Genomic DNA, 12,168 nt, shown 5'->3' with positions numbered 1-12,168 from the left:
ATCACGCCCGCCGCCTGACGCAGCACCCCGGACGGGCACTCTCCGCGATCACCGCGGAGAGCGCCCGTTCCGCGTCCCGCGGCCGGTGCGCCGTCGAACAGATGTTCGACGGGCGTGCGAGACTGCTCCCGTGGCGGGCGGGATGAACCGGGGGCGCGGCGGCCGCTCCCTGGGTGAGCGGGCGGCGGAGTCGGGCGTCGTCCCCGAGGCCCCTCCCCCAGCGCCGACCGGCCCGCACCCGCGTGCCGCCGTCGCGGGGTCCCCGAACGCCGGTGGGGGCGGCGGCGAGGGGCGGCACTGCTGGGTGCGCGACCCGCCCGACTCCCCCGGCACCTGGCCGGGCCTGCTCGTGGAGTGGCGCCAGCGGGACGGCGCCTGGCAGGGCCGGGTTGCCTACACGGTGCGCGGCCCGCACGGTCCGGCGCTGGTCGAGGCGTGGCTGCCGGCGGCCCGCCTCGAGCCGCGGTGACCGCCGTCCCGGTTAGCGGGACCGGGTCGGGGCTATGGCCCTCCCCGACCGCATCCCGACAGATCGGAGGGCACCACGATGACCGGCCCGCACGACACCCCGAACCTCGACGACGTGATGGAGCCGCAGGAGCACCCGACCCGCGACCGCACGCAGCACGCGAAGGACCCGCACCCCAGCGACGAGGTCCTGGAGCACCGCACCGAGCAGGAGCGGCAGGCCGTCGGGTCCGACGACGCCGACCCGGCCGGCGCCGACCTGCACTCGGCCACCGACTGACCGCGCGGACGTCCCGGCCGGCGGCGCCGGCGCGGCTGCGTGCCGCCGACGTCGCCGGCTGGCTGCTCAAGAGCGCCCGGTCACCGGTGGCCGTCGACGCCGGCTGGCTGCCCGGCACCACCCGTGACCTGGCGCGCTGCGTGCGCCGGAGCTACCGCCTCGACCTCGTGGCGGCCGGGCAGCCGGTCCTCCTGTGGGTGAGCGGGCCGGTGGCGCCCGGCGTCCACGCGATCGGCCGGGTCACCGGGCCGGTGGGCGAGACCGCGGACGGCCCCGTCGTCCCGGTCCGCCTGCTCCGCCTCGACGCACCGGTCGGCCGGGCCGAGCTGCGCGCCGATCCCGCCTTCACCGGCGCGGAGGTGCTGCGCATGCCGGCCGGCAGCAACCCGTCCTGGCTCTCGGCCGCGCAGCTGTCCGCCGTCCTCGAGCGGATCCCGCCGGAGGAGCTGGGACGATGGCTGCCGTGACTCCCCACCGCCTGCGCTCGGGCGCCCTCGCCTGGGTCCTGACCCTCCAGTTCTTCGTCGTGGAGGCCGTGGCGCAGGCCCGCTACACCGGGCCGTACTCCCGGGCGGGCGACGTTATCAGCGCACTGGGCGCCGCCGACTCCCCCGGCCGGCAGCTGATGAACGCCTCGTTCGTCGTCCAGGCCGCGCTGATCCTGGGCGGGGCCCTCCTGCTCCTCCCGGCGCTGCGCGGCGGGGCCGCGCGCGCGGTGCCGGCGCTGCTGGGCGCGGCCGCGGTGGGCGTGCTCCTGGTCGGGGTGTTCCCCACCGACGGCAACGGCACCGTGCACACCGTGGGCGCGGTGCTGTACCTGGTGGGGGGCGCCCTCGGGCTCGTCGCGCTCGCCTACGCCGTCCGGCCGCTGTCGGAGGCGCTGGGGACGGTCGTGGTGCTGCTCGGCATCGCGGCCACCGCCGGCACCATCTTCTTCCTGACCGGCGTCACCCGGTACCTCGGCGAGGGCGGCATGGAGCGCCTGGCGGCCTACCCGCTACCGATCGCCCTGGCGCTGAGCGGCGCCGTCCTGTGGTGGCTGGGCCGCCGCGGGGACCTGGCCGCGGCGGGGTCGTCGTTGCGCGCCGAGCGCGCCCGGGAGCGCGCGCGGCAGGAGGAGCTGGCCCGCGCCCGCGACGCCGCTCTGGAGTCCGCCGCCGGGCGCGACCGGCGGGCCGGTACGGGAGGCCCGGACTCCGAGGCACCGGCCGACGACGGCGAGGACGGCGACCCCGAGGACCCCTGGGCCCCCAGGCGCCGGCAGAGCTGAGCGGCGCCGGCTGCTGAGCGGGGCCGGCTGCTGAGCGCCCCGGCGGTCAGCCGGCGGGCTCGAACCGCAGCACGTCGCGGACCGGGCGCCGGCCGCTGACCGCCGGCGCCGCGACGTCCACCGGCCGCGGGTAGCCCAGCCGCAGCAGCATCTGCGGGTGCCCCACCAGCGACAGCCGCGACTGCATCCGCGCGCGGGTCGCCGGCCAGTCCAGCGCCTGGGTCAGCGGCGAGGCGACGAGCCCGGCCGCGGTCGCCCGCAGCAGCAGGCGGCCCAGCGCCCGCCCGGCGAGCAGCCAGTCGGCGCGGTCGTCGCCGTCGGTGCCCATGAGCACGACCGCCGGCCGCTCCACCTCCGGCGGAGATGCCGTGGGGTCGCCGGCGGCCCGGAACGCGTGCTGCTCGCGCTGCCCCGCCACGAAGTCGCGGATCAGCCAGTCGGAGGCGCGCTCGTGGGGGTCGCCGCTGGGCACGGCGCCCACCGGCACGCCGTCCTCGGCGGCCGGGTCGGTGCGCAGCCACCGCTCCAGCTCGGCGAGGTAGGCGGGATCGCCCTGCTCCATCTCCTCGGCCCGGGAGATGAGGAACACCGTGGCGACCTCCTCCTCCGAGCGGGTGATCGGCTTGAGCCAGGCACCGAAGGCGGCGGTCTCCGCCTGCAGGCGGTCGAGCAGCTCCTCGGGCACCGCCCGCGGCTCGAACGGCGCCCGCACGGTGTGCCGGTGGGCGATCGCCTCGGCCAGCGCGCGGTCGTCCTCGGATGCCTCGGCTGCGCCGGCGACCCGCACCGTCGCGAGGTGGCCCGGCGACCCGTCGTCCGGCAGCAGCGTCACCTCGGCGTCGCGGCCGCCGGCGGCGAGCGCGACGACGGCGAACTCGAGCAGGGCGCCGCAGCTGATCACCTGCTGCCGGCCGGACGGGTCGAGCACCGGCAGGGCGCGCTCCGGGTCGTGGTGCAGCTCCAGCCGGTCGGGGCGGGCCACGAACCGCCACGGCTGCGTGTTGTGGATCGACGGCGCCCGCGTGGCCGCCGCCACCACCTGCGCCCAGTCCTGCTCCTCCACCACGCACCTCCCGGCCGGTCGCCACGCAGGACCACCGGCGGCGGCCCCGGTGCGTGCCTACCCCATCGCCGCGTCGCGGTGCACACCCGGTCGCCGGCGCCTACCCCCGGCCGGCCGCCCCGGCCCGTGCGGCGGGCATCCCGGCCGCCGGCACCAGCGCCGGCCGGGACCGCCGGCGGGACACCGCCACACCGGCCAAGCAGACCACGCCCCCGACGAGGGCCAGCGGCGGCGGCGCCTCGTCGAGCAGCAGCCAGCTGAGCAGGATCACCAGCGGGGGCACCAGGTAGGTGGTGACGCCCAGGCGCCCGGCGTCCATGCGGGAGAGGGCGTAGGCCCAGGTGCTGAAGGCCAGCGCCGTGGGGACGACACCCAGGTAGACCAGGCCCGCCACCGAACCCGCGGGCGCGGTGCCCAGGTCGGTGACGAGCGCACCGGCCCAGGGCAGGCAGGCCACCGCGCCGATCGCGCAGGCGGTGAAGGTGACCTGCAGGCCCGGCAGCCGCCGCAGCAGCGGCTTCTGCGCCACGACGCCCACCGCGTAGGTGACCGCCGCGACGACGCAGAGCAGGACCCCCACCAGGTCGGCGTCCGCGCCGCGGGTCGACAGCCCGATCAGCAGCACCCCGCCGAAGGCCACGGCCAGGCCGACGACCAGCCACCTCGGGAACCCCTCGCCGAGCAGCAGCCCGGCGAGCACGGCGATGAGGATCGGCCCGATGTTGACCAGCATGGCCGTCGTCCCCGCGTCGAGGTGCCGCTCGGCGGCGTTCAGCGCCACGTTGTAGACGGCGAACCAGCCGAGGCCGCAGACGGCCAGCAGCCGCCAGTCGCGGGCCACCGGGCGCACCCAGCCCCGGCGCGCGACGAGCAGCCCCAGCACCAGCGTGCCCACCAGCAGCCGACCCAGCGCCAGGGCGCCGGGCGAGACGTCCTCGCCGACCGCCCGGATGCCCACGAACGCCGAGGCCCAGGCGAGCACGGTGACGGCGACGGCGAGCAGCGTGCGGCCGTCGGGGGCGGCGGGAGTGGTCACGTCGGGGACCCTAGGGCCGCCCACCGACGCGACTCCGGCGGTTTCCGGCCGCGGCACGCCGCTGGCACCCGCGCTGCGGGATCCGGCAGGAACGCTGCGGTCCGCGCCGGCGCTCAGCCGCGCAGGTGGTCGGCCCAGGTGCGCCGGCCGCGCGGACCCCGCGTGGGCAGCGCCGCACCATCGCGCACCGCCGTCCCGAGCCGGCCGGGCACGGGGGTGGCGATGACGTGCGCGCCCGGCGCCCGCACCGCCGCCCATGCCCTGGCCAGGTCGGCCACCGAGTGCTCCTCGGGGCCGCCGAACTCCACGACCCCGCCCGAGGGCGCGGCGCCCACGAGGTCGACCAGGTGGGCGGCGGCGTCGGCGACGTCGACCGGTTGCACGCGCCAGCCCATGGGCACCGGCAGCAGCCGTCCGCGGCGCGCGGTGCCCAGCAGCTCGTCGACGAACCCGTGGAACTGGGTGATCCGCACCAGCGTGACCGGCAGCCCCGACGCCAGCAGCACCTGCTCGGCGGCGTACTTCGCGCGGTAGTAGCTCAGCGGGATCCGGTCGACGCCGACGATGGAGACGTGCACGAGGTGCGGCGGCCGTGCTCGGTCGACCGCCTCGACCAGCCTGCGGGTGCCGGCGACGTCGACCTCCCACGGGTCGCCCCGGGGATCGCTGGCGGCGTGCACGACCACCTCGGCGCCGGCCACCGCCTGCGCCAGGTCCCGCCCCGTGGCGAGGTCCCCCCGCACGCCGCCGGGGCCGGTGCCCCGGCGCGACATCGACCGCACCTGGTGCCCGGCGTCCCGCAGCTGCGGGACCAGGTCCCCCCCCGAGGCGGCCCGTGCCGCCGGTGACCAGTACGTCCACGGGGGGCAGTCTTCCGTCCCGCGCCGCCGCGGCGGGTGCGGTCCTCATCTCAGATACGAGATAACGTGTCCGGGTGACGCTCACCGACCAGCCAGCCGACGAAGCCGTGCGGCGGATCGGGGCGCTCGTCCGCGACGCCCGCCGCCACCGCGGTCTCACCCAGCAGCAGCTCGCCGAGCGGCTCGGCACCAGCCAGAGCGCCGTCGCGCGCATCGAGCAGGGCAGCCAGAACCTCACCCTCGAGTTCCTGGGCCGGCTCTCCGCCGCCCTGGACAGCGAGCTGATCCGGCTCGGCCCGGCCGGCCCGGCCCACCTGCGCGTCACCGGCGGGCACCCGCTCCGCGGCCGGGTGGCGGTCAAGTCCTCGAAGAACGCCGCCGTCGCGCTGCTGTGCGCCTCGCTGCTCAACCGGGGCCGCACCACCCTGCGCAACGTCTCCCGCATCGTGGAGGTCGAGCGCATCCTCGACGTGCTGCGCTCCATCGGCGTCGCCGCCACCTGGGACGAGCACGGGCACGACCTCACCCTCGTCGTCCCCGAGGAGCTCGACCTCGACGGCATCGACGCCGACGCCGCGCGGCGCACCCGCAGCATCATCATGTTCCTGGGGCCGCTGCTGCACCGGGCCCGCTCGTTCCGGCTGCCCTATGCGGGCGGCTGCGACCTGGGCACCCGGACGGTGCAGCCGCACATGATCGCGCTGCGCCCCTTCGGCCTGGCCGTCGAGGCCCACGCCGGCGAGTACCAGGTCGGCGTCGACGGGCCGGCCGCGGCCGACCGCACCATCGTGCTGACCGAGCGCGGGGACACCGTCACCGAGAACGCGCTGCTGGCCGCCGCCCGCACCGACGGCACGACCACCATCCGCAACGCGAGCTCGAACTACATGGTCCAGGACCTCTGCCTGTACCTGCAGCTGCTGGGCGTCGACATCGAGGGCATGGGTTCGACGACGCTGGTCGTCCGCGGGCGGCCGGTGCTCGACGCCGACGTCGACTACACGATCAGCGAGGACCCGGTGGAGGCGATGAGCCTGCTCACCGCCGGGATCGTCACCGGCTCGGAGCTCACCGTGGCCCGGGCGCCGGTGGACTTCCTCGAGGTCGAGCTGGCGGTGCTGGCCGAGATGGGGCTGCGCTACGAGCTCTCCGCCGAGTACGTGGCCGACAACGGGCACACGCGGCTGGCCGACATCACCATCCACCCGTCGGAGCTCAAGGCGCCGCTGGACAAGGTCCACCCGATGCCCTTCCCGGGCCTCAACATCGACAACCTGCCGTTCTTCGCCGTCATCGCCGCGCAGGCGCAGGGGTCGACGCTCATCCACGACTGGGTCTACGACAACCGGGCGATCCACCTCTCCGACCTGACCCGGCTCGGCGCCGACGTCCGCCTCCTGGACCCGCACCGCGTGCTCGCCACCGGGCCGACCCGGTGGCGGGCCGCCGAGGTGGTCTGCCCGCCGGCGCTGCGGCCCGCCGTCTGCATCCTGCTGGCGATGCTCGCGGCGAAGGGGACGTCGGTGCTGCGCAACGTCGACATCATCGCGCGCGGCTACGAGCAGCTCTACGAGCGCCTGGTCGAGATGGGCGCCGACATCGAGGTCTTCCGCGACTAGGGCCGGCGACGATCAGCTGACCTGATCCGAACGCGTCCTCCCTCACCGTGTGCCGTGAGGGAGGACGCTCCACGATCAGGGCCCCTGATCCCGGGCCGCGGGCCTGCCGGCGCGGACCCGGACGACCGGCTCAGCGCTCCTGGTCGGTCGGGCGGACCAGCACCTCGTTCACCGCGACGTGCGGCGGCTGGGTCACCACGTAGACGACGGCCCGGGCGATGTCGTCGGCGTGCAGCGCCCGCATGCTCGCGTGCATCCGCTCGGAGGCGGCCTTGGCCTCGACCTGGGTGATGTGCGAGGTCAGCTCGGTGGTGACGGCGCCGGGCTCGACCAGGGAGATCCGCACACCCCGGCCGGTGACCTCCTGGCGCAGCGACTCGCTGAAGGCGTTCACCGCCCACTTGCTGGCGTTGTAGACGCCCGCGCCCTTGCGGGCCTGCCGCCCGGCGACGCTCGACATGTTCACGATGTCGCCCGAGCCCTGCTCGAGCATGCCGTCCAGCGCCGCGTGGGTCATGTAGAGGACCCCCATGACGTTGGTGTCGACCATCCGGCGCCAGTCCTCGGGATCGGCCCCGGCGATCGTGCCGAGGAGCATGACGCCCGCGTTGTTGACCAGGACGTCGAGCCCGCCCAGCTCCGACCGGGTGCGCGCGACGGCGTCGGCGCACGCCCGCTCGTCGGTGACGTCCAGCGCCAGGGGCAGCACCGTCGCCCCGCCGTCGGTGAGCCGGCCGGCGAGCGCCTCGAGCCGGTCGGCCCGCCGGGCGCCCAGGGCGACGGCGGCCCCCGCTCCGGCGAGCGCGACCGCCGTCGCCTCGCCGATCCCGGAGGACGCCCCGGTCACGAGGGCCACCTTGCCGGCGAGCGGGCGGTCGGGCTGGGTCATGCGGATCTCCTCCCGCGCCGCACGCTGCGGCGCTGCGTCCTCCGAGCGAGGTGGCGACGGCGTCAGAGCAGGGCGTCGAAGCCGTCGTCCGGCAGGCCGATGCCGCCGTCCAGAGGTGGCCGCGCCGGCTGGTCCAACCCGCGCATGCGGGCGGCGTGCAGGGCCAGCAGCAGGTTCAGCCGCAACGTCGGGTCGGTGGTGAACGGGCCGAGGAGCCGCTCGAGCTTCCCGATCCGGTACCGCATCGTGTTGTAGTGGAAGTGCAGCCGCCGGGCGGACTCCGCGACGTTGAGGTTGGTCTCCAGCAGGACCCGCAGCGTCTCGCGGAGATCCGCGGAGTCGTGGTCGGCGGCGTCGGCCAGCGGGCCGAGCACCTCGTCGACGTAGGAGCGCAGCTCGGTGCTGTCGGGGATCAGCGACAGCAACCGGAAGACCCCCAGCTGGTCGAAGTGGGTGACCGCCGACCCGCCGTGGATCTCCTGCCCCACGCCGAGCGCGCGCTGCGCCTGGCGGTGCACCTCGGCGAGCTCGGAGAGCGATCCGGCGGGGCGGCCGATGCCGGTGCCCAGCACGCGGCCGACCCGGCGCAGCCGCCCGTTCACCCGGGAGCTCACCGCCGAGACCAGGGCCGACAGCTCCTCCATGGTCCGCCCGTCCAGGGGCAGCAGCGTCACGATCTCGGTCGCCAGCCCGGCGACGGCCGCACCCGCCACCTCGGACTCCAGCGCGGCCCGCCAGCCGTCGGCGAGCCGGTCGAGCACGTCGAGGGCGCGGGTGGGGTCCGCGGCGGCGTCCGCCATGGTCTCGGTGGCGGTCACCAGCACCGCGACCGGCCCGTCGAGCCGCCAGCCGAACGAGCGGGTGTAGGCCAGCGTCCGCTCCGTGTGGCCGACCGCGCCACCCACCAGCCGGCGCACCAGGTCGCCCTGGAAGCGGAGCTCGACCGAGTGCACGGCCTGGAGGCGGATCACCGAGAGCGCGGCGATGACGGCCGCCCGCTCCAGCACACCACCGGCACCGAGCATCATCGCGCCGGTGCGGTGGACGGCGACCAGCCAGCCGTGCCGCTGCTCGCCGGCCATGATCGGCGCCACCGCGTACTCGCCGATCCCGCCGGGCAGCTCGTGGTGGCCCGGGACGAGCAGGATGCCGTCGGCGGGCGAGAGGTCGGCGTCCAGATCGGCGGGGGTGACCACGGTCTGGTCCGCGCGGACCCCCGAGAGCCGCAGCGACGGCGCCATCGCCGCCAGCTCGTCGTCGGCGGCGGCGTCGAGCAGCCACAGCCAGTCGCTGATCTCGTCGACGTCGTCGGACGGGCCGGCGCTGGTGACGACCTCCCGGTCAGGCCCGAGGCCGAGGACCGCGGCGCCCTCGAGCATCACGGCCAGGCGCTGGGTCACCTCCGCGAGCCCACCGCCGGTCAGCGCCACCTCGGTGAACTCGTCGTCCATGCGCGAGGAGAGCGCGAGGGCCTGCCCCTGCTTGGCGACGACGGCGCCCAGGACGCCGGAGACGATCTCGTCCAGCCGGGCCGTCGGCGGCAGCGCGAGCACCGGCAGACCGCGGCGCTCGGCCTCGGCCAGCACCTCGGCGGGCAGCGGTGGGGGGCCGTCGACCCGCCGGTAGGCCAGCGCGGCGGTGCCGATGGCGTCGAGCCGCTCGACCAGCGCACGGCAGCTGGCCGGGTCGGCGGGCGGCAGGCGCGCGCCCAGGACGACGAGGACGTCGGGGCCGGCGGCGGCCAGCGGCTCGGCGGGGTCGTCGACGACCATGTGCCGGATCACGCGGCCCAGACCGGCCCCCCCGGTGGTCACGCTGCTGCCGGCGAGGACCGGCAGCCCGAGGGCCTCCTCCACGGTCAGACCCATGCGCTGCTGCCAGCTCGTGCGCTCGTCGCGCCGCGCGATGCGGGGCGACTCGGCGACCGCCCAGTTACGACGGAACGGGGTGGTTCCATTACCGTGGGTGGACGACTTGAGCGACGCGTCACTCTGTGTCACAAGGCATCCCCTTCCAGTCGTCGTCCAGGGTGCCACACGGCAGAAGCCTGTCAGGTGTCCCCGGACGCCGGACCCCATTCTTGGCGACATCCGCCATACGAGGGCGTGCGACGCGCCGCTTAGGTTCGACGTCGTTCCACCTGCTCGCTGGATCGTAGGCGCTCCGTGAGGGGCCCCTGCACCGCCCCGGCGGGCCGGTGGGGCGACGGGCGGGCGCCGACGCACCGGCCTCCGCCGTCCCTACGGGGTGGAGGCGTCCCATGCGCGCGATCGACGACACCGAGGTCCGGAGCGGCCTGAACCCGCACCTCGCCCAGCGCGGCCGCGCCGCGCGGGCGGGTGTGCCGACCATCCCCCTGCCACGCGAGTCGGGCCGCACCACCCCCTCCGTGCCGACGCCGTCAGCGGTCCCGGCCGCGGCGAGCACCGCCGTCGCGGACGTGCTCCGCGGCCCGGTCCGCCCCGCCCGGGTGCTGCTGAGCGTGCCGGCCGCGGTGTACGTCTACGTGGGGGGCGAGCGCGGCGCCGGCGAGGTGGTCGGCGTCCTGACCAGTGACGCCGCCCGGCTGCCGCTGGGCTGCGTCCTGTTCCGCCCGAGCAACGGCCGTCCCCTGGTCGGGGTCTCCACCGGCGCCCCCGCCGAGGTGGGCGGCGGGCGCATCGTCGTCGGCGACCTCGCCGTCAGCGCCTCCGCCTGGTGGGACCCGCGCCCGCGGCTGCCCGGGGGCCGCCCCGCCCTGCTGCCCGAGGGCGTCCGCCAGCTGCGCAACGCGCTCTACGGGGAGGGCGTGCCGCACAGCGCCTTCACGCTGCCCGGCCTGCCCACCGGCCCCGGCGGCCCGCTGGCGGCCCTCCGCGGCGCGGTGCGCCGGGCGGACCTCGAGGCGGCGCTGCGCACGGCGACCCGGCTCATCGGCCTGGGCCCCGGGCTGACGCCCGCCGGTGACGACGTCGTGGCCGGCACGATCGCCGGCCTGGTGCTCCTCGGGCACCCCTCGGCGCAGCGCTTCGCCGCCGGCGTGGTCTCCCTCGCCGGGGGCCGCACCACCGAGCTGTCCCGCGCGCTCCTGAGGCACGCGGCCGCCGGTCAGGTCAGCGGCGAGTACGCCGCGGTCCTCCGCGGGCTGGTCGGCGAGCGCCCGCTGGCCCCGGCGATCGCGCGGCTGCTCTCCACGGGCGCCACCAGCGGGCGGGCGATGGCGCTCGGGCTGTGCACCGCCATCGACCTCGTGGACCGGACCGCGCGGGTTCGCTGAGCCGGTCGCCGTCAGGCGACCGGCAGGGTCCCCTCCCCCACCGGCACGGGCAGGAGGGGGCCCAGCGAGTCCCACTGCGAGATCCGGCAGCCGTCCACCCGGGACAGCTGCAGGTCGACCGGTTCCCCGCGCCAGCGGCCGGTGACGTCGGCGGTCTGCGGTCCGCCGTACTGCTCGGTGCAGACCAGGTCGTCCGGCAGCGGCGCGAACGGCTCGGACATCTCGTCCAGGTGCGCGCAGGCCGCTTCGGCCCGGGGGTGCGTGCCGCCGACGGAGGGGCCGCAGGTCAGCGTCCAGGTCTCCGGAGGCGACCCGTCCCCGCGGTCGACCTCGACCACGAGGTCGTCCGCGGCCTGGGAGACGCCGGTCGCGCCGCCGTCACCGTCACCGCTCCCGGCGGACCCGTTCCGGGCCGAGGCGCAGGCGCCGAGTGCCAGCGCCGCGACCAGGAGCAGCAGCGCGGCGAGCGCGCGGGACGCGTGGGGCTCCCGTGTCCCCGTCCAGAGGCTCGCCGCGAGCGTGCGAGCGGTGAGGAGGACGGGGTGCTTCATCAGATGCGCGAGGCGTGGATGCTCGTCACGAGGATGGCACGGGCCCCGAGCTCCCAGAGCTCGTCCATCACCCGGTTGGTCTCCGTGCGGGCGATCATGGCCCGCACCGCCGACCAGCCCGGCGTCTGCAGGGGGCTGACGGTGGGCCCCTCGATGCCGGGGGTGACGGCGGTGGCGCGGTCCAGCAGCTCGTTGGGGCAGTCGTAGTCGAGCATCACGTACTGCCGGGCGACCAGCACGCCGCGCAGCCGCCGGCGCAGCTGCGCCACGGCCGGGATCTCCTCGGCGCCCTCGCGCCGCACGAGGATGGCCTCGCTGCCGAGCACCGGCTCCCCGATGATGTGCAGCCCCGCCGCGCGCAGCGTCGTCCCGGTCTCCACCACGTCGCACACGGCGTCCGCGACGCCCAGCCGGCACGCGGTCTCCACCGCGCCGTCGAGCTTCACGACGTCGGCCTTGAGGCCCTGCTCGTCCAGGTAGCGCCGCAGGAGCACGGGGTAGGCGGTGGCGATCCGCTTGCCGGCGAGCTGCTCGACCTGCTGGATCTCCGACTCCACCGGGGTGGCGAACCGGAAGGAGGAGCGGCCGAAGCCCAGCGGCATGACCTCGACCGCGCTCGGCCCCTCGCCGTCGGCCGGGGCGGTCTCCAGCAGCATGTCGCGGCCGGTGATGCCGACGTCCAGCGTGCCGGCGGCGACGTAGACGGCGATGTCGCGCGGGCGCAGGTAGAAGAACTCGGTGTCGTTGTCGGGGTCGTAGACGGCGAGGTCCTTGGCGCTGCGCCGCTGGCGGTAGCCGCTCTCGGCGAGCATCTCCGCCGCCGGCTCGCTCAGCACACCCTTGTTCGGCACAGCCACGCGCAGCACTCGAGGTCTC

13 protein-coding genes are annotated in these 12,168 nt (G+C 76.4%); 6 read left to right on the top strand and 7 right to left on the bottom strand.

Going from position 1 to position 12,168, the window contains the following annotated elements:
• Positions 1-130 precede the first annotated feature (130 nt).
• The 4 genes from ACI79P_RS17185 to ACI79P_RS17170 all read left to right on the top strand — a co-directional run bounded on the left by ACI79P_RS17185 (position 131) and on the right by ACI79P_RS17170 (position 2,018).
• A complete protein-coding gene (locus tag ACI79P_RS17185; protein WP_456582273.1) occupies positions 131-469 on the top strand; it encodes a hypothetical protein in 339 nt (112 codons plus the stop codon).
• A gap of 78 nt (positions 470-547) precedes the next feature.
• Positions 548-748, top strand: a complete 201-nt coding sequence (locus tag ACI79P_RS17180; protein ID WP_456582272.1) for a hypothetical protein — start codon at positions 548-550, stop codon at positions 746-748.
• Between the two features lie 86 nt (positions 749-834).
• Complete coding sequence (locus ACI79P_RS17175) at positions 835-1,215, top strand: hypothetical protein (RefSeq protein WP_456582271.1); 381 nt, start codon at positions 835-837, stop codon at positions 1,213-1,215.
• A complete protein-coding gene (locus ACI79P_RS17170; RefSeq protein ID WP_456582270.1) occupies positions 1,203-2,018 on the top strand; it encodes a DUF998 domain-containing protein in 816 nt (271 codons plus the stop codon). Before ACI79P_RS17175 ends, ACI79P_RS17170 begins: the two co-directional genes overlap by 13 nt.
• A gap of 46 nt (positions 2,019-2,064) precedes the next feature.
• Here ACI79P_RS17170 and ACI79P_RS17165 read toward each other — a convergent pair whose 3' ends face one another.
• The 3 genes from ACI79P_RS17165 to ACI79P_RS17155 all read right to left on the bottom strand — a co-directional run bounded on the left by ACI79P_RS17165 (position 2,065) and on the right by ACI79P_RS17155 (position 4,890).
• Positions 2,065-3,081 (bottom strand): Acg family FMN-binding oxidoreductase, encoded by a 1,017-nt coding sequence (locus ACI79P_RS17165; RefSeq protein WP_456582269.1) that lies wholly within the window; start codon positions 3,079-3,081, stop codon positions 2,065-2,067.
• Positions 3,082-3,181: 100 nt separating this feature from the next.
• Positions 3,182-4,117 (bottom strand): DMT family transporter, encoded by a 936-nt coding sequence (locus tag ACI79P_RS17160; RefSeq protein ID WP_456582268.1) that lies wholly within the window; start codon positions 4,115-4,117, stop codon positions 3,182-3,184.
• Between the two features lie 113 nt (positions 4,118-4,230).
• Complete coding sequence (locus tag ACI79P_RS17155; RefSeq protein WP_456582267.1) at positions 4,231-4,890, bottom strand: SDR family oxidoreductase; 660 nt, start codon at positions 4,888-4,890, stop codon at positions 4,231-4,233.
• A 161-nt stretch (positions 4,891-5,051) separates the two neighbouring features.
• Here ACI79P_RS17155 and ACI79P_RS17150 point away from each other — a divergent pair, with 161 nt between their 5' ends.
• A complete protein-coding gene (locus ACI79P_RS17150; RefSeq protein WP_456582266.1) occupies positions 5,052-6,596 on the top strand; it encodes a UDP-N-acetylglucosamine 1-carboxyvinyltransferase in 1,545 nt (514 codons plus the stop codon).
• Positions 6,597-6,726: 130 nt separating this feature from the next.
• Here ACI79P_RS17150 and ACI79P_RS17145 read toward each other — a convergent pair whose 3' ends face one another.
• Both ACI79P_RS17145 and ACI79P_RS17140 read right to left on the bottom strand, forming a co-directional pair.
• Complete coding sequence (locus ACI79P_RS17145) at positions 6,727-7,485, bottom strand: SDR family NAD(P)-dependent oxidoreductase (RefSeq protein ID WP_456582265.1); 759 nt, start codon at positions 7,483-7,485, stop codon at positions 6,727-6,729.
• Between the two features lie 62 nt (positions 7,486-7,547).
• Positions 7,548-9,485 carry a helix-turn-helix domain-containing protein gene (locus tag ACI79P_RS17140; protein WP_456582264.1) on the bottom strand — a complete coding sequence of 646 codons (1,938 nt, stop codon included), beginning with the start codon at positions 9,483-9,485 and terminating at the stop codon, positions 7,548-7,550.
• A 260-nt stretch (positions 9,486-9,745) separates the two neighbouring features.
• On the opposite strand from ACI79P_RS17140, the gene ACI79P_RS17135 reads away from it, so the two are divergent.
• Complete coding sequence (locus tag ACI79P_RS17135; RefSeq protein WP_456582263.1) at positions 9,746-10,741, top strand: DUF2877 domain-containing protein; 996 nt, start codon at positions 9,746-9,748, stop codon at positions 10,739-10,741.
• Between the two features lie 11 nt (positions 10,742-10,752).
• On the opposite strand, the gene ACI79P_RS17130 is transcribed toward ACI79P_RS17135, so the two are convergent.
• Together ACI79P_RS17130 and hisG are read right to left on the bottom strand one after the other, a co-directional pair.
• Entirely contained in the window at positions 10,753-11,292 is a 540-nt protein-coding gene (locus ACI79P_RS17130) for an SSI family serine proteinase inhibitor (protein WP_456582262.1), read from the bottom strand.
• Positions 11,292-12,158, bottom strand: coding sequence for an ATP phosphoribosyltransferase (gene hisG / locus ACI79P_RS17125; RefSeq protein WP_456582261.1), 867 nt, complete (start codon positions 12,156-12,158; stop codon positions 11,292-11,294). Before hisG ends, ACI79P_RS17130 begins: the two co-directional genes overlap by 1 nt.
• Positions 12,159-12,168: the final 10 nt, after the last annotated feature.

The organism is Blastococcus sp. SYSU DS0510 (assembly GCF_054050835.1).
Note: the sequence above shows the minus strand (reverse complement) of the source record. Positions and strands in the feature narration are given on the sequence as shown.